Source organism: Rhizobacter sp., from assembly GCF_046595475.1.
GTDB lineage: Bacteria > Pseudomonadota > Gammaproteobacteria > Burkholderiales > Burkholderiaceae_C > Rhizobacter.
This window is the reverse complement of record NZ_JBKJOQ010000038.1, coordinates 1-17923: the sequence shown is the minus strand read 5'-3', so window position 1 is coordinate 17923 and position 17923 is coordinate 1. Positions and strand designations below refer to the sequence as shown.

Here is a 17923-nt window from a genome sequence, read left to right as displayed (position 1 = left end):
CGGCGCACTGTGCTGGCCAGCATGGCCGCGCTTGCGTGGCCGGCTGCGGCACAGGCCTTCGATCATTCACACGCGGCATGGTCAGCGCTGCTGAAGAAGCATGTGCTGCTCCTGCGCGGCGGCCAGGCCTCGCAGCTGCGCTATGCGGGCATGGCCACCGACCGCGCGGCGCTGCAGGCCTACCTGGCCTCGCTGTCTGCGGCGGGCGCGCCGGCCTTTGCCGGGTTCACCAAGCCGCAGCAGATGGCGTTTCTCATCAATGCCTACAACGCCTTCACCGTCGAGCTGGTACTGGGGCGCTACCCGCAGCTCGCGTCGATCAAAGAGCTGGGCGGCTTCTTGAGCAGCCCCTGGAAGAAAGCCTTCGTGCCGCTGCTGGGTGCGACCCGCTCGTTGGATGAAATCGAGCACGGCATGTTGCGTGCACCGGGGCGCTATGACGACCCGCGCATTCACTTCGCCGTCAATTGCGCGTCGGTCAGCTGCCCAATGCTGCGCGAAGAAGCCTTCGTGGCCGAGCGGCTGGATGCGCAGCTCAATGAACAGGCCGCGCGCTTCATGGCCGACCGCAGCCGCAACCGCTGGAGTGCGGCCCAGCAGCGGTTGGAGGTGTCGAAGATCTTCGACTGGTACGGCGATGACTTTCGCGCGGGCCACAAAGGCATCGGTACGCTCGAAGGATTCTTCGCCGAGCATGCCGACGCCTTGGCCGACGCGCCGGCCGACCGCGCGCGCATACGCGCACGGCAAGCGCCGGTGGTGTACCTGCCCTATGACTGGGCACTCAACGACGTGAAGTCATGAGGGCCCTTTCCGTCATCGTGCCGGTGCTCAACGAAGCCGCGGGGGTCGCGGCTACGCTCCACGCCCTCGCACCTCTGCGCAGCGACGGCCATGAGTTGATCGTGGTCGATGGCGGCAGCACCGATGGCACCACGGCGCTTTGCCAAACGCGCGCCAACCAGGTGATCGTCTCGCCCCGAGGCCGAGCGCGGCAGATGAACGCCGGCGCAGCGCTGGCGCAAGGCACGGTGCTGCTGTTTCTGCACGCCGACACGCAGCTGCCACCCGACGCCGCGCGCCTGGTGCTGGCTGCCATCGCGGGTGGCGCCGTGTGGGGTCGATTCGACGTGCGCATTGCCGGCAGCTCGCTCATGTTCCCGGTCATCGCGCGCTTCATGAACTGGCGCTCGCGCTGGAGCGGCATCGCCACCGGCGACCAGGCCATCTTCGTGCGACGCGATGTCTTCGAGCGCGTGGGCGGCTTCAACGATCAACCGTTGATGGAAGACATAGAGCTTTCGCGCCGCCTGCGCGCCATCGCGCGGCCTGCCTGCCTGCGCGCCTGCGTACAAACCTCGGGCCGACGCTGGGAAGCACGCGGCGTGTGGCCCACCATCGTGCTGATGTGGCGTTTGCGCTGGCGCTATTGGCGCGGTGCGCCGGCCGAAGAATTGGCAAAGGCGTACCGATGATCGAGCCGTGCAGCCTCATCGTCATGGCCAAGGCGCCACGCCCCGGCTACGCCAAGACGCGCCTTATGCCTGCGCTGGGCGCCGAGGGCGCAGCGGCCCTCGCCGAGCGTCTGCTCGATGCCACGCTCGCACATGGCCTGGGGGCCGGCGCGGCAAGCATAGACCTGTGCTGCGCGCCCGACACCGACCACCCGGCCTTCGCGCGCCATGCCGCAGCCGGGGGCGTGAGCCTGTCGGTGCAAGGCGAAGGCGACCTGGGCGCGCGCATGGCGCGTGCGTTCGAGCGCCACCTGGCAGCCGGTCGCGCAGCGCTCATGATAGGCACCGACGCGCCTGCACTCGACGCCGCCATGCTGCGACTGGCGGCCCAAGCGCTGCAAGAGGCCGACGCGGTGTTCGTGCCCGCGCTGGATGGCGGCTATGCGCTGATCGGCCTGCGCCGCCCCGCGCCCAGCCTGTTCGATCACATGGCCTGGAGCACGGCCCGCGTGATGGCCGATACACGCGTGCGCTTGAAGGCCGCGGGCCTGCAACACATCGAGCTCCCCCCCGTGGCCGACATCGACGAGCCCGCCGACCTGGTGCACCTGCCCGCCGGCTGGCTGCCAACATGAAACGCCTGCTCTTGATCGGCGCCGGCCATGCGCACGCGCAAGTGGTGCAAGACTGGATCACCTCGCCCGTGCCGGGCTGTGAGCTGGTGCTGGTGTCGCCCAGCGCACTGGCGCCGTACTCCGGCATGGTGCCGGGCTGGTTGGCGGGCACCTACCGCTACGAAGAAATCTGCATAGACTTCTCCTCGCTCCTGGCCCAGGCCGGTGGGCGGCTGGTGATCGACGAGCTGGTCTCGCTGGACGCCACGCGGCAGCAGGTGCAGCTGCGCAGTGGTTCGGCCATCGGCTACGACTTGCTGTCGCTCAACGTGGGCTCCACGCTCACCCCGCCCAGTGCCACCGCAGGCGCGCAGGTGCTGTCTCTGCGCCCGCTGGGCGAGCTGCACGCGGCATGGAGCGACTTGCTCGCCACGCCGCGCTACACCACGGCTGACGACCCACTCACCGTGACGGCCATCGGCGGCGGCGCCGGTGGGGTGGAGGCTTTGCTGGCCGTGCTGGCCCACTTGCGCGCCTTGCGGCCCGGCCGCGCGGTGCACGGTGGGCTCATCACCCGTGGCGCCCAGCTCCTGCCCGACCTCGCGCCGGGTGCCGCGCGCGCCGCCCAGGCGGCGCTCACGCGGGCCGGTGTGACCCCACAACTGCGCAGCACATACGACGACACCGCGGGGCAGTCGAGCGACCTGCTCTTGTGGGCCACCGGCGCGCAGGCGCATGGCTGGCAGCGCGAGAGCGGCCTGGCGGTGAGCAAGCGCGGCTTCATCCAGGTGAATGAGGGTTTGCGCAGCGTCTCTCACCCGCAGGTGTTTGCCGTGGGCGACTGCGCCGACTGGGCACCGCCCCTGCCCAAGGCCGGCGTCTATGCCGTGCGCATGGGGCCGGCGCTCTCGCGCAACCTGCGTGCCGCACTCGGCGTGGGCAACGCCACCGCGTATGCGCCACAACACCGGTTTCTGGCCCTGCTCGCAACTGCCGACGGCCGCGCCATCGCCTCGTGGGGCCGCTGGTCCGCCCAGGGCCGCTGGGCGTGGCGCTGGAAAGACCAAATCGACCGCGCTTTTCTTGCACGTTTCTCGCACCCTTCGCGCGTGCTTCACCCTGAACCGACGGAGCCAACCCCATGAAGATGATCCCCCGCCTGCTGGCCGCATTCGCACTCGGCTGCAGCCTGCTCGGCGCCTCGGCGCAGACCGCGCCACTCAAGCTCGGTGTGGGCCTGTTCCAGCCCGACAAGGAGCGCAACGACGCCACCTACAAACCGCTGGCGCAGTACCTCGCGGCCCAGCTCGGTCGCCCGGTCGAGCTGCGCACGGTCGACACCTGGGAAGGCCTGGCCAAGTCGCTCGCCAACGGCGAAACCGATCTCGCGCTGATGGGCCCCTGGGGCTATGTGCTGGCCAACCATGCGGCGCGGGCGCAAGTGGTCTCGACCATCCTCTACGACGGCAAGCCCGAATACTTTGCGTTGATGATCACGTACCCCGAATCGGGCATCAAGACCGTGGCCGACCTGAAGGGCAAGACCTTTGCCTTCGGCGACAAGGGCTCGACCTCGGGCTACCTGATCCCCTTGCACTACTTCATGACCCAGGGCATCGACCCCGACACCTATTTCTCCAAGGTGCTGCACACCAAGCACCAGGCCATCGAAACCCAAGTGGCCGCGGGCCAGCTTGACGCGGGGGCCGACTACAACCGCAACCGCAACGCGATGATCGAGCAGGGCCTGATCAAGCCCGAGCGCTCGGTGGTGATCTGGCAATCGCCCCCACTGCCCAACGATGCCTTGGCGGTGAGCGAGGCCCTGTACGCCGACAAGGCCTTCGTCGCGCGCCTGCAAGGCGCACTGGCCAAGGTGGGTGAGCAACTCAAGGCCCAGCCCAGCCTGCTGCCGCCGCACTACACCGGCTTCGTGAGCACAGGCAATGCGTTCTACAAGCCGATACGCGACGCCGGCCTCGCCACCGGCAAGCTGCTGCCGCAGTGACAGCAACCGCGGCCACGCCGGTATGAATGCGCCCGCGGCCCTGATGCCCTGGCGCATTGCCCGCGCGCCGGGCCGGGTGCGCTTTCTGGCGCTGGTGCTGCTCTACGCTGCGCTGGTGGCGCTGTGTCTGGGCAGCCTGTGGTCGGCGGGTGAGCTTTCCATGGGGCGGCACCCGTGGGCCAACTTCGTGAAGTCGGTGGGCGAGTTCAGCCACCCGAGTTTTCTCGACGTGTGGTTCGGCTCGCCCCGGCTCGAATTTCGCAGCGACGATGGGCAACTGCTGCGCGTGGAAGACCGCCGCGCCGTGGAGCGCGCGTTTGTGCAGGCGCTCGCGGCGGCGGCGTGGGTCACGCTGCAAATCGCCACGCTGGGCTCGCTGCTGGGCGCCGTGCTGGCACTGCCGTTTGGCGCGCTGGCAGCCAAGAATCTGGCGGCGCCCCGCCCGCTGGCGTGGGCCGCGCGCGGCGTGCTCAACGTCACCCGCGCCATTCACACGCTGGTGTTCGGCCTGGTGCTGGTGGGCATCGTCGGCCTGGGGCCTACGGCCGGCATCCTCGCGATTGCGCTGCACTCGATGGGCACCTACGGCAAGCTCTACGCCGAATCGATAGAGGCGCTGGACATGGGCGCGGTCGATGCCGTGCGCGCCACCGGCGCCGGCCCGGTGCAGGTGTTCTTCAACGCGGTGTGGCCAGCGGTGTTGCCGCAGTTCGTGTCCAACCACCTCTACATCTGGGAGTACAACATCCGCGACTCCACCATCCTCGGCCTGATCGGCGCTGGCGGGTTGGGGCTCCTGATCTCCGAGGCCACCTCGCTGTTTCAGTGGGGGCGGCTGGCCACCATCTTGCTCGTGGTGATCGCCATGGTGACGCTGTTCGATGCCGTCAGCCGGCGCATCCGGCAGGCGCTGCTGTGACCCCGCAAAGCGCACCCGCCATCGAGATCAACGCGCTGCGTTGCGTGGCGCCAGACGGGCGCACAACGCTCACCATCGCGCACCTGGCCATCGCCCAGGGCGAGCGCGTGGCCATCATCGGCCCCAACGGCGCGGGCAAATCGACGCTGCTGCGTTGCCTTACCGGCTTTGCCACACCCCAGCAAGGCGAGCTGCGCGTGCTGGGGCGCCACGTCAGGCCGCACATGGCCGCGCAAGCGCTGCGGCAGCTGCGATGCGAGGTCGGCCAAGTGCTGCAAGGCCTGCACCTCGTGCAGCGCCTGAGCGCGCAAGAAAACGTGCTCATCGGCGCTATGGCGCGCCTGCACGGCTGGCGCAGCTGGGCCCGTTGCTTCCCCCCCACCGAGACGGCGCAGGCACTGCAGGCCCTCGCCGCCGTGGGCTTGCGGCACAAGGCTGATGAACGGGCCGACCGCCTCTCGGGCGGTGAACGCCAGCGCGTGGCCGTGGCGCGCCTGCTGATGCAGCAGGCCAGGTTGGTCCTGGCTGACGAGCCCACGGCCAGCCTCGACCCGGCGGCAGCCGCCGACATCTGCCGCCTGCTGCGCGAAGGGTTGCCGGGCACCACGCTGGTGGCGGTGGTGCACCAGGCCCAGTTGCTGCCCCAGCTCGCCGAGCGGGTGATCGGCTTGCGGCAAGGTCGCGTTGTGTTTGACGGCCCGGTGGCCACACTGACCCCCGGCATGCTGGCCGAGCTGTACGACACGCAAGACCCGAAGCCCCACACGAATCAACTTGCCAGACCGATGACCACGCCCCGATGACGCACATCACCCTGACCGAACCACCGGCAGCAACCGCCAGCGCCGGGCGCAGCTGCCCCCTGCACTACCGCTACGCACCCAGCAGCTTCGCCCGGCCGGCAGAGGCGGTGTGCGAGGTGCTCTACGTGGTGGGTGGCCTGTACGGCAACGAGCCCGCGCTCGATGCCGTGCTGGCCTTGTTCGAGCGCGAGCGCGGCCCCAAGCGGCTGGTCTTCAACGGCGACTTCAACTGGTTCAACATTGAGCCCGCGCTCTTCGAGCGCATCAACCAGCGCGTGCTGGCGTTCGACGCGCTGCGCGGCAACGTCGAGACCGAGCTGGCGGCCACGGGTGACGCGGCAGACGATGCCGGTTGCGGCTGCGCCTACCCCGATTGGGTGGGCGAGCAGGTGGTGGCCCGATCCAACCGCATCATGCAGCGGCTGCGCGCCACCGGGCAGGCCTGCCTGCAGACTACGCAACAGCTGGCCACGCTGCCGATGACCCTGCGGGTGAACGTGGGCGACTGCCGCGTCGCCATCGTCCACGGTGACGCCGAAAGCCTGGCCGGCTGGGGCTTTGCGCAAGAACACCTGCACGACGCCGCGCACCGCCAGACCGTGCGCGGCTGGTTCGATGCGGCGCAGGTCGATGCCTTTGCCTGCAGCCACACCTGCCTGCCGGTGTTTCACTCGCTGCCCATGGCGCAGCGCCGCTTCACGCCCATCGTGCTGAACAACGGCGCAGCCGGCATGCCCAACTTCCGCGGCCGCGACACGGGCCTGCTGACGCGTGTGGCGCTGCGCCCCTTCGACGGTCCCGAGCGGGTGCTGGGGCTGGTACGCGAGGGTGTCCACCTCGACGCCATCGAGATACGCTACGACGCGACGCGCTGGGCCGCGCAGTTCTTGCAGCAGTGGCCCGAGCACAGCGACGCACATGCTTCGTACTGGGATCGCATCGCCGCCGGCCCAGACTACGACCTCACCCACGCCTTGATCTCATCGGAGGATTGACCCCCATGCTTGCCATCATCGGAGGAACCGGCCTGTACGACCTGGCCGGCATGGAGATAGAAGAACGCCTGGACGCCGACACCCCTTTCGGCGCGCCCTCCGGCCCCGTGCTGCGCGGGCGCATGGGGGGCCAGGCCCTGCTGTTTCTGGCGCGCCATGGCGCCGGCCACCGACTGCTGCCGCATGAGGTGAACTACCGCGCCAACATCTTCGCGCTTAAGCGCGCAGGCGCCACCGGCGTGCTGGGCTTCTCGGCGGTGGGCAGCCTGGCCGAGCATGTGGCACCCGGCGACCTGGCCATGCCCGAGCAGTATTTCGACTGGACGCGCGGTGCCCGCGAGCGCAGCTTTTTCGGCGGCGGCGTGGCGGCGCATGTGTCCACCGCCCACCCGGTCAGCACCGCGCTGGTCGATGCGGTCTGCGCCTCGGCCCAGGCCCTGGGCGTGACCCTGCACCGCGGCCTCACCTACGCCTGCGTGGAAGGGCCGCGCCTGGGCACGCGCGCCGAGAGCCTCTTCATGCGCCAGGTGGGCTGCCACCTGGTGGGCATGACCAACGTGCCTGAAGCGTTTTTGGCGCGCGAGGCGCAAATGGCTTACGCCACCGTGGGCATCGTCACCGACTACGACTGCTGGATGGAAGACCCGTCGCGCCACGTGAGCGTGTCCGCCATCTTCGAGCTGTATGGCAAGAGCCTGCAGAAGGCAAGCCGCCTGCTGGACCACCTGGCCGCGCAGCCGGCCGTGCAAGCCGAGCCCGCCATACGCACGGCCCTGGCCAGCGCCATGCTCACACCGCTCGACGCGCTCACCCCTGCTCAGAAGGCGTGGATGGACGTGCTGCTGCGCTGAGGGCGCAGCAGCGCCCGCTCAGGGTTGCCCGGCGAGCGCGCGCCGCACAGCCTCGACGCGCTGGCGGTTCGCGCCCAGGTCGCTTCGGCCTACACGCGATGCAGAGCGCACCTGTATCACCTGCGCCGCAGGGTCGTACCAGAACTCCACATCGTCCACGTACTTCATCAAGCGCGTCGTGTACTGGGCGTACAGATAGTCGGGCTCGCTCTTGATCACCTTGGCGCCGGGCATCGCTTCCACCACGCCTTTGAGCTTGGCGAGGGTCGCCGGGCCGTCGCCACGCAAGGCCAAGGGCGTGATCTCGGCGTAGGTGCGCTGTGGGTGGTCGGGGTACAGCGTGGCCTGGCTGGTCACGCTGTTTTCAGTGAGAGAGGGGGGTTTGAGCTTTCCGCCGTGCGGGCCCAGGTCAGCCGGCGCCTTGCCCTGGAGCAAGCCCGCCTGGCCCGCTGCGACGGCAGCCACCACCAACACGATCAGCACGATCACCAGCCATTTCAAGATCAACATTGCGACACTCCGGGGCAGTCAAGTACCTCAATGGTACTGAATGGATCTTGCCCGACCCGTGCTGCCAAGCCCGCCGAGCCCCCCATCGCTAGAGATCGAGCGTTTGCGCAAGCCTGGTGCAGACTCACCCGTTCTACGCAGGCTCACCATGCTCAACCTGACCAGACTCACGATCCGCCGCGCCAGAAAAGAGCGCCTGCCCCAGATCGCCGGCAGCCTGACCTTCACGACCGTGCTGTCCATCGTGCCGCTTCTCGCGGTGAGCTTTGCGCTGTTCACGCGCTTCCCCATCTTCCAACGGCTTGAAGACGCGATCGAAGACGTGCTGCTGAAGAGCTTGCTACCGGCCGACATTTCGCGCGCGGTGCTGAAGTACCTCAACCAGTTCGCCGCCAACGCAAGCGGCCTCACCCTGGTGGGTTCTTTGTTCCTGGTGGTGGCCGCGGTGGCGCTCTTGCTCACGGTTGAAAACGCGCTCAACCAGATCTGGAACGTGAAGCGCAACCGTCCCTTCTTCAAACGAGTCGCGCTGTACGTGCTGATGCTGGCTGCGGGCCCACCCGCGCTGGGCCTGAGCCTGTGGGCCACCTCGTATGTGCTGGGTGCCTCGATAGGTCTGATCGCCAGCCTGCCGCCTTCGGCCCGGTTCGTGTTGAACATGGGCCCCGTGGCGCTGAGCCTCGTCGGCCTGAGCTGCCTGTTTCATTTCGTGCCCAACACCAAGGTACGCTGGCGTGACGCGATCGTTGGCGGCCTCGTCGCCAGCATCGCGTTCGAGCTGGGCAAGCGCGGCTTCGCGGCCTACCTGGTCAAGCTGCCCACCTACAAGGCCGTGTACGGCACCTTCGCGGTCTTGCCCGTCTTCCTGTTGTGGGTGTATTTTTCGTGGCTCGTGACACTGGCCGCGGCCCTCATTGCCGCCAACCTGGGCAAAGGCAAACCGCGCGAAGGCAGCAAGGGCTGAGGCAAGGCTGTTGGCTCAGGCCGATCGGCTTCGGCCTGCTTTCCCGATCGCCCTGAGCTTGTCGAAGGGTGCGCGCCGCACGGCGCTGGCTTCGACGGGCTCAGCCCGAACGGAAGACGGGCCGCTTGAACGGCCCTTCATTCATGTGCATCATCGCGCCCGACTCAAGCCCTCGCCTGCCGACAACACCCTTGCCATGACACCCCCACCCTCACCCCCATTCCCATGGGAAACCACCGCACCTGAAGCGCAGGGCCTGTGCTCAGACGCACTGGTGCGGTTGGTCGATTTCGGCACGGCCCATGACCTGGACAGCCTGCTCGTGCTGCGCCACGGCCGCATCGTCGCCGAGGCCTTCTACGCGCCGTTTCGCGCTGGCCTCAAGCACCTCATCAACTCAGCCACCAAGGGCTTGATGGGCACGCTGGTGGGCATGGCGCAGCAGCAAGGCCTGGTCGGGCGGCTGGACCAACCGATACTCGATCTGCTGCCTGCAGACCCCACCTCGCAGGCTGACGAAGCCAAGCGCACCATCACCATCGAGCACCTGCTCGACATGACCTCGGGCCTGCGCTGGCAAGAGCCGCTCGGCGGCCAACCGCTCAGCGCCATCGAGATGCAGCAAAGCCCCGACTGGCAGCGCTTCGTGCTCGGCCAGCCCATGGCGCAGCCGCCCGGCACCGGCTTCAACTACAACAGTGGCAACTCGCAGCTGCTGTCGGCCTTGCTGAGCAAGACCACGGGCCTCAACGCCCAGGCGTTTGCGCGCCGGCACCTGTTCGACCCCTTGGGCATGGGCGAGGTGGTGTGGCCAACCGACCCGCAGGGCTTGTCGATTGGTGGCTATGGCGTCTTCATGCAGCCACGCGACATGGCCAAGCTGGGCCAGCTCTACTTGCAAGGCGGGCAGTGGCACGGCCAGCAGCTGCTGCCGCCGGGCTGGGTCGAAACGATAGCGCACGCCAGCGTCGACATGCACATGGGGACCACGCCATCGCTGCACTACGCCAAGGGCTGGTGGAGCATGCCGACCAAGCACGCCTACATGGCCGTCGGCTTCTTGCGGCAGCTGATCATGGTGCTGCCCGACCTCGACATGGTGGTGGTCGTGACCGGCCGCAAGCACTACGCCCTCGCCACCCTGGTCGACACCGTGGTCGCAGCGGTCGTCAGCGACGGGCCTGCGCCCGACCACCCGGCGGCGCAAGCTCGGCTGGCCGAAAGCGTGCGCGCGGTGGCCACGCAAACCCCCCAGCCGGTGCCCCCAATGCCGCACACGGCCACGCGCATCTCGGGCCAGCGCTACACCTTCTCACCCAACGGCGCGGGCATGAACTCGCTGTGCCTGACGTGGGAAGGCAGCTCACTGCGCCACGACACGGCCTTTGTGGGGCCCCGCGGCCGGCAACAGATCAGCGGCCCCGTCGGGCTGGACAGCACGTTTCACACCAGCGAGCCGCCCGGCGACCCGCTGGTGGCCGCCCGCGCGCAGTGGGTCGACGAGCACACACTCGCCATCGCCTGGCGCTGGGTGGCCGAAGGGGTGTCGGCCCACACCACGCTCACGTTTGAAGGCCCGCGGGTGGGGGTGGTCTTCAAGAGCAACCGAGGCCCCAAGGCCGAATTCGAAGGTGTTTGCGAGCGGTGAGCACCGGGCCGGCCCGTGATCTGTCTGGTACAACCGGGGCCCGGCCAAAGCTCACACGGCGATGGCCACCCACCAACCCACCGGAGACCCAGATGAGCGCAGACAAAGACCGCGGCATTCGCCGTGAAAAGCAGAAACGAGCCAAGGCCCTGAAGAAGGAGGGCAAGCCGCCAAGCGCGCCCGCCACGCCCAAGACCGCCGCGCCGAAGCAGAAAGCCGCCTGAACGGCCCAGCGCCAGCGCTCAGCGCTGGCTGGCTGACCCGCGCTCAGTGCGCGCGCCGAGCAGCGTGCGCCCCACCGACTGCGCAATCTGAGCCGAAAAGGCCGGGCTGTTGACCGCGCGACCGAGCGTGACCGCGCCGATCAGCGAGGCGAGCGCCACACAGGCGGCGTCGAGATCGCGCGGTGCGCCGGGAGAGCGCGGGCCTTGAAGCATGGCCTCGGCCACCTCGCGCAGGCCAACCTCGAAAACCTCGCGTGATGCCGTGTCGGCCCGCCCCACTTCGGGCGACAGGCTTTGCAGCGTGCAGCTTTCAGAGAGATCGCAGGTGCGCTTGAAGCCCAGGTAGAAGCGCACAAACTCGGCCCACCACGCTTTGCCGTGCTCGGCCTGAAAGTGCAGCACGCCACCCCTCAGTTCTTGCATGCCTTGGCGCACGGCTTCGCGAAATGCGTCGGTCTTCGAGTCGAAGTGCACATAGAACGCGCCTGATGTGACGCCGGCCTCCTTGGCCAGCCCGTCCACCCCCAGGCCGCCGAAGCCGCCCTTGCGAAACCCGCGCCCGGCCGCCTCGACGATGCGCTGGCGCGTCAACACCTTTTGCTCGGCCCTGGACGACATGGCGCTCCTCTATTTGCTGCAGTGGTGGCGATTGTAGTTGACGGCATAACGTTCGTTATGTATTCTCAAATCACGGTCGTTATTTAAATGACCGTGCCTGTTGCGGCCGCGGCAGCCTGTCTCTAGCCATCACCACTCAACCCTCGGAGTTTTCACATGCCTCTCACCCTCATCGTTACCGAAGGCGTCTTGCCCAAGCACCGCGAGGCCACCACCATCGCGCGGCTGTCTGAAGCGTTCTTGCGCTTGCATGGCCTGGCCGGCAACAAGTTCCTCACCCCCAACGTGATCGGCCACGTGCAGGTCATCCCGGCGGGCAGCACCTTCTCCGGCCTGAAGCCCACGCCGGTGGCCATCGTCGAGTGGCTCACACCTTCTTTCGCCTTCGGCTCGCGCGAGCTGCAGTCGGCCTACATCAAAGAGGCGACCGACATCATCGAAGAGGCCTGCGATGGCAAGCAGCCGCGAGAGCACATCTGGGTCAACGTGAAATACGCGGCCGACGGCGGTTGGGGCATAGCCGGCAAGGCCTACAGCAATGACGAGCTGATCGAGGCCGCTGGCCAAGGCTGAACTCGCAAGGCCCACCGCAACAGGCATGCCTGCTCATCCAGCGAGCAAGCAGCCGCTCATGAACGGCCTCAGCCTCCACGACTTCGCCCTGTTCGCGCAGATCCATTCCGAGTTCTTTACGACAAGCTGACCCACTGCGCACGCGCACTGACCAAGTGCTCAAGCCTGTGCAGCTCCCCCGTCCAACCAGACTGGTGGTCGCTGCGCGTGGCGTCGTCATGGAAGTGCGCGTGCGTGAGCGTCAGCTCGGTGCCCTGCGCAATCGGGCGCAGCGCCATGGTCACCAACGTCTCGTCGTCGGGTGTATGCGTCCAGCGCCAGGTGAAGACGAGCCGGCAGTTGCGCTCGACTTCGCGGTAGACGCCGCTGCAATCGCAGTCCACACCCCCCAGCGTTCGAAACATCAGGCGAAACCGCCCGCCGGGCCGCACGTCGGCTTCAGCCCTCAGCACCTCGGCCGCTTCACAGCCCCACCATTGCGCCATCATCTCGGGGCGCGTGAGTGCGGCGTAGACCGTGGTCGGCGGCGCGTGCAAGCGGCGCACGATGGTCAGGCTGGGTCTTCCCCTCGCCGTCATGTTGGTCATGTACTTCCTCTTGAACCAAGAGCACGAGTTGCTCAGCGCTGAAAAATCACCTTGCCCGTCTCGGAGTCGACCGGCGCCGAGGTGTGCTCATGCACGATCTTCCAAACGCCGCCTGCCGGTTTGAGCGCCACCGTCAAACGGTTGTTGAGCGAGCGCAGCTTGGCGCCGTCAGGGTCGATGGCGGTGTAACTCACAAAAGCGTGGGCCACAGCCAGCTCGCCCTCGGCCATCACCTGCACCTCGCTGAATTCGACCACCACGCGGTCGGTGCCCAAGCCGCCGAACCAAGCTGTCGCCATCGCACGCCAGGCGGCCAGGCCGCGGTGCGACCACGCACCCCAGAGGTCGAACACCTGCACGTCAGCGTCGTATAGCGCGACGAAGGCGTCGACGTTCTGGGCGAACACAGCCGATTTGTAGCCTTGCAAGACACGGCTTACCTGGGCTTCGACTTCTTGCATGTGCGTCTCCTTTGGTGAAGCGGGCCTCAGCCCTTGGTCAGCACCACGTGCTGGGCGTTGGCCGTGGCCACGTGCTCGGTGCAGTGAAAGCCGAGCGCCGTGAGATCGATGCCGGCCAGCAGCAGCTCGCCGCTGCCCAGCAGCGTGGGCGCCATCGCCAGGTGGATCTCGTCGACCAGGCCGGCCTGCAGGTACTGCCGCACGGTGGACACGCCGCCGCCGACGCGCACGTCCTTGCCCTTCGCGGCATCGCGCGCACGCTCCAGCGCCTCGTGGATGCCGCCGGTGACGAAGTGAAAGGTCGTGCCGCCTTCCATCACCAGCGGGTCGCGCCGGTGGTGCGTGAGCACGAAGGTCGGCACGTGGTACGGCGGGTTGTCGCCCCACCAGCCCTTCCAGCTTTCATCGGGCCAGGGCCCGCGCACCGGGCCGAACATGTTGCGCCCCAGAATCCAAGCGCCCATGTTGACGAAGCTGCGCTGGGCGAACACGTCGTCTGCATCGGTAACGCCACCTTCGCCGCCGTGCATCTGCGCAAAGGTGCGGGTGGGGAAGAACCATTCATGCAGCCGCATGCCGCCCTGCCCCAGCGGGTTTTCCAGGCTTTGCTGCGGGCCGGCACCGAAGCCGTCGATGGACATTGAAAAGGCCAGGACCTTGAGCTTGGACACGAGCGTCTCCTGAACGTGGCTGAGTGAGGTTGTCTGTGTATGACGAACGAGGCAGTGCCAAATCGACAGGCCTTTCAATTATTTAGCCTGATCTGTGAGGCAAGCCTTGGCTGCGGCGGCTTGCGGTCGTGATGGCGAGCGCGGCGGCAACCAGCATCGCGGCCACGCCGAACGCGATGCGCATGCCTGCGGCCACGGCGCCTGGGCTTGCCGTGGCGATGTCGACCGCGGTGGCATCGGCCGCAGCCGATGCCACCGCAAACACAGCGCCCATGGCGGACGCCCCGGTGACGAGCCCGAGGTTGCGCGACAAATTGAGCAAGCCCGACGTGACGCCCCGCTCTTGCGCGCCCGCATCGGCCATGACCGCAGTGTTGTTGGCCGTCTGGAACAGCGCATAGCCGCCGGTGACGACGGCTAGCGGCAGCAGGTAGCCGAAGACGCCCCAGGCAGTCGGAAACATGGCCAGAGCGAAGCACCCGGTGGCCATCGCGACCAGCCCGACGAGCATGGTGCGATGCGCGCCAACGCGATCCGCCATGCGGCCGGCTGGCACCCCGGTCAGCGCGGCGACCGCCGGGCCAACCGACAGCACAAGCCCCACCCATGTCGCGTCGAGCCCGAGCGCCCGAGAGAGATAGAACGGGCCGATCACCAGCGTCGCCATCACCACGGTGGAGACCAGAACGCTCGTGGCGAGGCCTGCGCTCAGCACGGGGCGGCGTAACAGGGCCAACGGGATCAAGGGCGACGCAGCCCTGGCTTGCGAACGCATGAACAGGCTGGCACCACACACGGCCGCCATCGCCAGTGCCACGTTGAGCAGCCCGAAACTGCCGCGCCCTGTCGTCATGGCGAGTGCATACGCCGCGAGCGTCAGCGCCAACAGCAGCGTGCCCAGATGGTCGAAGCCCACGCGGTCGGCCTGCGGCTTCGGGCGATCCAGCGGCAGGTGGCGGTGCGCGAGAAGAAACGTCAGCACACCCAGCGGCACATTGATGAGAAAGAGCGCCTGCCAGCCCAGCCCGGAGATCAGCACACCGCCCAGCGAGGGGCCGAGCGCGGTGCCGACAGACGACATCGTTCCGAGCAGGCCCATGGCGCTGCCTGTCCGGGTCTTCGGCACCGTCTCGCCGACAAACGCCAGCGTGAGGGCCATCATGGCGGCCGCGCCCAAGCCTTGTAACGCGCGGGCGCCGATCAGCAGCCCCAGCGTGGGCGCGATGCCGCACAAGGCCGAGGCCGCAGTGAACACGAAGATGCCGACCAGCAGCAGCCGCCGGCGGCCAACGAGGTCACCGAGCCGCCCGACGCTGACGATCAGGCTGGTGATGGCCAACAGGTACGCGAGCACCACCCACTGCACCTGCTGGAAGGAGGCGTTGAACGCCTGCGCCAAGGTTGGCAAGCCCACGTTGGCAATGCTGGTGCCGAGCGAAGACAGCAGCATCGACAAGGACAGGCCAGCGAGCACCCAGCAGACCGGCGCGGCCGATGCCTCATGCCCAGTGGCGGCTTCGTCTCGTGTTGCATTGAGGGGCTTCAAGTTGAACTCCATTTCTCATCGACACCGGGCCGGCGTCGCCAAAAAAATGTAGTTCTTGACCCCGCGTGGCGGAAGGCGCGTCAGATGCATCTTGTGCGTGCGCCAAACGCCATGTCACTGCCAGCTGCGCTATGGTCAGCGCATGTCTGCACCCGACCTCAACCTGCTGCTCACCCTGGACGTGCTGCTCGCGGAAGGCAGCGTGGTGCGCGCCGCACAGCGCCTGCGGTTGAGCCCCTCTGCGATGAGCCGGGCATTGGCGCGATTGCGTGAGGCCACGGGCGACCCGCTGCTGGTGCGGGCCGGGCGTAGCCTGGTGCCCACGCCCCGCGCGCTCGAGCTGCGCGAGCGGGTCGGCCAGCTGGTGCAAGACGGCGTGGCGGTACTGCGCCCGGCCGAGCAGCTCAAGCTCCAGCAACTGGTGCGAACGTTCACGCTGCGGGTGCGCGAAGGCTTCGTGGAGAACTTCGGCCCGGCCCTCCTCGCGCGCGTGAGCGAAGAAGCACCCGGTGTGCGGCTGCGCTTCGTGCAAAAGCACAGCAAAGACAGCACGCCGCTGCGTCACGGAAGCGTTGACCTGGACACGGGTGTCGTGGGCCAGGCGAGCAGCCCCGAGCTGCGCGTGCAGGCCTTGTTCCGAGACCGCTACATCGGCGTGGTGTGCACGGGGCACCCGCTGAGCCAGGGCGAGATCACACCGGCCCGTTACGCGGGCGGCAGGCACATTTTGGTGTCGCGGCAGGGCCTCGCCACAGGGCCTATCGACGACGCCTTGAAACCGCTTGCGCTGGTACGGCACATCGTCACCACCGTCGACGGCTTTTCGGCTGCGCTGGCACTCGCCCGCGCCACCGACCTGGTCGCCAGCGTGCCCGAGCGACACACCGGCAACCTGCGCAGCGGCCTGCACAGCTTTGCGCTTCCTGTTGACCTGCCCGAGTTCACGGTGTCATTGCTCTGGCACCCGCGGCTGGAAGCCGATGCCGCGCACCGCTGGCTGCGCGGCTGCGTACGCGACGCGTGCGCGCAGCCTTGTGCCCGGTCTGTCTGCTAGCGAACAGACGCCTCGGAATTGAGGGTCCAAGCTATTTCCAAAGCAGTGCGGGGCAACAGCCCGGCATCTGCGCTCGAAGCCAAGGGAATCACGCCAGTATTTGTGAATGCGGTATGGCCCACCACGCCCACACTCGGACAGAATCCAATCTGACTCACATGCCAGAGGTTGCCATGAGCTTGAAGTTGCGCCAAAGCGCGGAAGAACGGCTTGAGAAGGGCACCGCGCCCGTCTCAAAAGGGTGGACCACTGGCATGCCGGCGCTCAGCTTGCTGCATGGTCTTGCCACCGCGCCCGCAACCGCAAGCGACGCACTCAAGCTCCTGCACGAGTTGCAAGTGCACCAGGTGGAATTGGACTTGCAACACGAACAGGCCGAACAAGACCGTCAACAGCTCGCCGAAGACCTGTCTGACAGCGCCGAGCTGTTTGACCTGGCGCCGTTCGCTTACCTGACGCTACACCCCGACGGCCTGGTGATTGCCGCCAACCGCATCGCCACCAGCTGGCTCGCACCCGAGGCAAGTGAGCTGGAAGCGTGTGCGGGTCGCCGCATCGAAGACCTGCTGGCGCCTGAATGCCGCGCGGCGGTCCGAGACCTGCTCGCTGCCCTGCGCAAGGGCGAGGGCCGGCAAACCTGCGCCGTGCAATCCAGGGCCGGTGGCGCCAACGCGCACGCCGTGGCGACTGCAACGCCTGCAGACGGGCGGGTGTTGATGGCCTTCGTGCCTGCTGGGCCAGCGCCATAGCCTGCACTCCCCGCTGGGCATTGAAGCTCAGGGCAAGCCGACACCCGATTTGCGTCGGGCCGGAGGCTGACAGAGGGCACACTCTGGCATGAGCTCCTTGCCACCGCCCGTCGCGAAGCGCCAGCCTGAGGCGGTGCAGAGCATCGTGGGCATTGTCGGAATTGGCGCATCGGCTGGCGGCCTGGAGGCACTCGAGCAGTTCTTTGCCCGGGTGCCGGCGAGGTCGGGCCTGGCCTACATCGTGGTTCAGCACCTCGACCCGACGCAAAAAGCCATGTTGGCCGAGTTGCTGCAGCGGGTGACGTCGTTGAAAGTCCGCGAAGCCAGCGAACAGATGCGCGTCGAGGCCGACCATGTCTACGTGATTCCTCCGAACGCCGAGCTCAGCCTGGCGCATGGCATGTTGCACCTGACACCGCCCGCCGAACCCCGCGGCATGCGGCTGCCGGTCAACGTGCTGTTTTCGTCACTGGCCCGCGACCAGGGCGCCTCAGCCATTGGGGTCGTGCTGTCGGGCATGGGCTCTGACGGCACGCTGGGGCTGCTGGCCCTGAAGACCGTGGGCGGCCTGACCGTCGTGCAGGAGCCTTCGTCGGCACAGTTCGACTCGATGCCGCGCAGCGCCATCGCCGCCGCCTGTGCCGACATCGTGGCGCTGCCCGCAGACATGCCCG

Annotated in this window: 22 protein-coding genes; 16 read left to right on the top strand and 6 right to left on the bottom strand. The window is 67.7% G+C overall.

Annotation, left to right across the window (positions count from 1 at the left end; all coding sequences use genetic code 11):
• The first annotated feature begins 21 nt into the window (after positions 1-21).
• Genes AC30QB_RS06885 through AC30QB_RS06845 form a run of 9 tightly spaced genes read left to right on the top strand, consistent with a single transcriptional unit; the run spans position 22 to position 7644 of the window.
• The gene (locus tag AC30QB_RS06885) at positions 22-804 is read left to right on the top strand and encodes a DUF547 domain-containing protein (protein ID WP_489545449.1); all 783 of its coding nucleotides are present in this window, start codon (positions 22-24) and stop codon (positions 802-804) included.
• Complete coding sequence (locus AC30QB_RS06880) at positions 801-1475, top strand: TIGR04283 family arsenosugar biosynthesis glycosyltransferase (RefSeq protein ID WP_489545448.1); 675 nt, start codon at positions 801-803, stop codon at positions 1473-1475. Before AC30QB_RS06885 ends, AC30QB_RS06880 begins: the two co-directional genes overlap by 4 nt.
• Positions 1472-2089, top strand: coding sequence for a TIGR04282 family arsenosugar biosynthesis glycosyltransferase (locus tag AC30QB_RS06875; RefSeq protein ID WP_489545447.1), 618 nt, complete (start codon positions 1472-1474; stop codon positions 2087-2089). The genes AC30QB_RS06880 and AC30QB_RS06875 overlap by 4 nt, the downstream gene beginning before the upstream one ends.
• Positions 2086-3213 carry an FAD-dependent oxidoreductase gene (locus tag AC30QB_RS06870; protein ID WP_489545446.1) on the top strand — a complete coding sequence of 376 codons (1128 nt, stop codon included), beginning with the start codon at positions 2086-2088 and terminating at the stop codon, positions 3211-3213. Before AC30QB_RS06875 ends, AC30QB_RS06870 begins: the two co-directional genes overlap by 4 nt.
• Positions 3210-4076, top strand: coding sequence for a phosphate/phosphite/phosphonate ABC transporter substrate-binding protein (locus tag AC30QB_RS06865; protein ID WP_489545445.1), 867 nt, complete (start codon positions 3210-3212; stop codon positions 4074-4076). The genes AC30QB_RS06870 and AC30QB_RS06865 overlap by 4 nt, the downstream gene beginning before the upstream one ends.
• Positions 4077-4098: 22 nt before the next feature.
• Positions 4099-4995, top strand: coding sequence for a phosphonate ABC transporter, permease protein PhnE (gene phnE / locus AC30QB_RS06860; RefSeq protein ID WP_489545444.1), 897 nt, complete (start codon positions 4099-4101; stop codon positions 4993-4995).
• The gene (locus AC30QB_RS06855) at positions 4992-5798 is read left to right on the top strand and encodes a phosphonate ABC transporter ATP-binding protein (RefSeq protein WP_489545443.1); all 807 of its coding nucleotides are present in this window, start codon (positions 4992-4994) and stop codon (positions 5796-5798) included. Before phnE ends, AC30QB_RS06855 begins: the two co-directional genes overlap by 4 nt.
• Positions 5795-6793, top strand: a complete 999-nt coding sequence (locus AC30QB_RS06850) for a metallophosphoesterase family protein (protein ID WP_489545442.1) — start codon at positions 5795-5797, stop codon at positions 6791-6793. The genes AC30QB_RS06855 and AC30QB_RS06850 overlap by 4 nt, the downstream gene beginning before the upstream one ends.
• Positions 6794-6798: 5 nt before the next feature.
• Entirely contained in the window at positions 6799-7644 is an 846-nt protein-coding gene (locus AC30QB_RS06845; protein ID WP_489545441.1) for an S-methyl-5'-thioinosine phosphorylase, read from the top strand.
• 18 nt (positions 7645-7662) lie between these two features.
• Here AC30QB_RS06845 and AC30QB_RS06840 read toward each other — a convergent pair whose 3' ends face one another.
• Positions 7663-8154: a DUF1499 domain-containing protein gene (locus tag AC30QB_RS06840; protein WP_489545440.1), complete on the bottom strand. Its 492-nt coding sequence runs from the start codon at positions 8152-8154 to the stop codon at positions 7663-7665.
• Between the two features lie 148 nt (positions 8155-8302).
• On the opposite strand from AC30QB_RS06840, the gene AC30QB_RS06835 reads away from it, so the two are divergent.
• From AC30QB_RS06835 to AC30QB_RS06825, 3 genes are all read left to right on the top strand, one after another.
• Complete coding sequence (locus tag AC30QB_RS06835; RefSeq protein WP_489545439.1) at positions 8303-9118, top strand: YihY family inner membrane protein; 816 nt, start codon at positions 8303-8305, stop codon at positions 9116-9118.
• Positions 9119-9314: 196 nt separating this feature from the next.
• Positions 9315-10766 carry a serine hydrolase domain-containing protein gene (locus tag AC30QB_RS06830; RefSeq protein ID WP_489545438.1) on the top strand — a complete coding sequence of 484 codons (1452 nt, stop codon included), beginning with the start codon at positions 9315-9317 and terminating at the stop codon, positions 10764-10766.
• A gap of 92 nt (positions 10767-10858) precedes the next feature.
• Positions 10859-10990: a hypothetical protein gene (locus AC30QB_RS06825; RefSeq protein WP_489545437.1), complete on the top strand. Its 132-nt coding sequence runs from the start codon at positions 10859-10861 to the stop codon at positions 10988-10990.
• Between the two features lie 18 nt (positions 10991-11008).
• Here the strand turns inward: AC30QB_RS06825 and AC30QB_RS06820 are convergent, their stop codons facing one another.
• A complete protein-coding gene (locus tag AC30QB_RS06820; protein ID WP_489545436.1) occupies positions 11009-11608 on the bottom strand; it encodes a TetR/AcrR family transcriptional regulator in 600 nt (199 codons plus the stop codon).
• Positions 11609-11764: 156 nt separating this feature from the next.
• On the opposite strand from AC30QB_RS06820, the gene AC30QB_RS06815 reads away from it, so the two are divergent.
• On the top strand, positions 11765-12181 hold the full coding sequence (locus AC30QB_RS06815) for a tautomerase family protein (RefSeq protein ID WP_489545435.1): 417 nt from the start codon (positions 11765-11767) through the stop codon (positions 12179-12181).
• Positions 12182-12297: 116 nt separating this feature from the next.
• Here the strand turns inward: AC30QB_RS06815 and AC30QB_RS06810 are convergent, their stop codons facing one another.
• The 4 genes from AC30QB_RS06810 to AC30QB_RS06795 all read right to left on the bottom strand — a co-directional run bounded on the left by AC30QB_RS06810 (position 12298) and on the right by AC30QB_RS06795 (position 15458).
• On the bottom strand, positions 12298-12768 hold the full coding sequence (locus tag AC30QB_RS06810) for an SRPBCC family protein (RefSeq protein ID WP_489545434.1): 471 nt from the start codon (positions 12766-12768) through the stop codon (positions 12298-12300).
• A gap of 32 nt (positions 12769-12800) precedes the next feature.
• Positions 12801-13229 (bottom strand): YybH family protein, encoded by a 429-nt coding sequence (locus AC30QB_RS06805; RefSeq protein WP_489545433.1) that lies wholly within the window; start codon positions 13227-13229, stop codon positions 12801-12803.
• A gap of 26 nt (positions 13230-13255) precedes the next feature.
• Positions 13256-13870, bottom strand: a complete 615-nt coding sequence (locus AC30QB_RS06800; RefSeq protein WP_489545461.1) for a dihydrofolate reductase family protein — start codon at positions 13868-13870, stop codon at positions 13256-13258.
• A gap of 112 nt (positions 13871-13982) precedes the next feature.
• Positions 13983-15458, bottom strand: coding sequence for an MFS transporter (locus AC30QB_RS06795; RefSeq protein WP_489545432.1), 1476 nt, complete (start codon positions 15456-15458; stop codon positions 13983-13985).
• Between the two features lie 130 nt (positions 15459-15588).
• Here AC30QB_RS06795 and AC30QB_RS06790 point away from each other — a divergent pair, with 130 nt between their 5' ends.
• The 3 genes from AC30QB_RS06790 to AC30QB_RS06780 all read left to right on the top strand — a co-directional run.
• On the top strand, positions 15589-16500 hold the full coding sequence (locus AC30QB_RS06790) for a LysR family transcriptional regulator (RefSeq protein WP_489545431.1): 912 nt from the start codon (positions 15589-15591) through the stop codon (positions 16498-16500).
• A gap of 173 nt (positions 16501-16673) precedes the next feature.
• On the top strand, positions 16674-17249 hold the full coding sequence (locus AC30QB_RS06785) for a PAS domain-containing protein (RefSeq protein WP_489545430.1): 576 nt from the start codon (positions 16674-16676) through the stop codon (positions 17247-17249).
• An 88-nt stretch (positions 17250-17337) separates the two neighbouring features.
• A partial coding sequence (locus AC30QB_RS06780; RefSeq protein ID WP_489545429.1) for a chemotaxis protein CheB occupies positions 17338-17923 on the top strand: 586 nt, incomplete at its 3' end.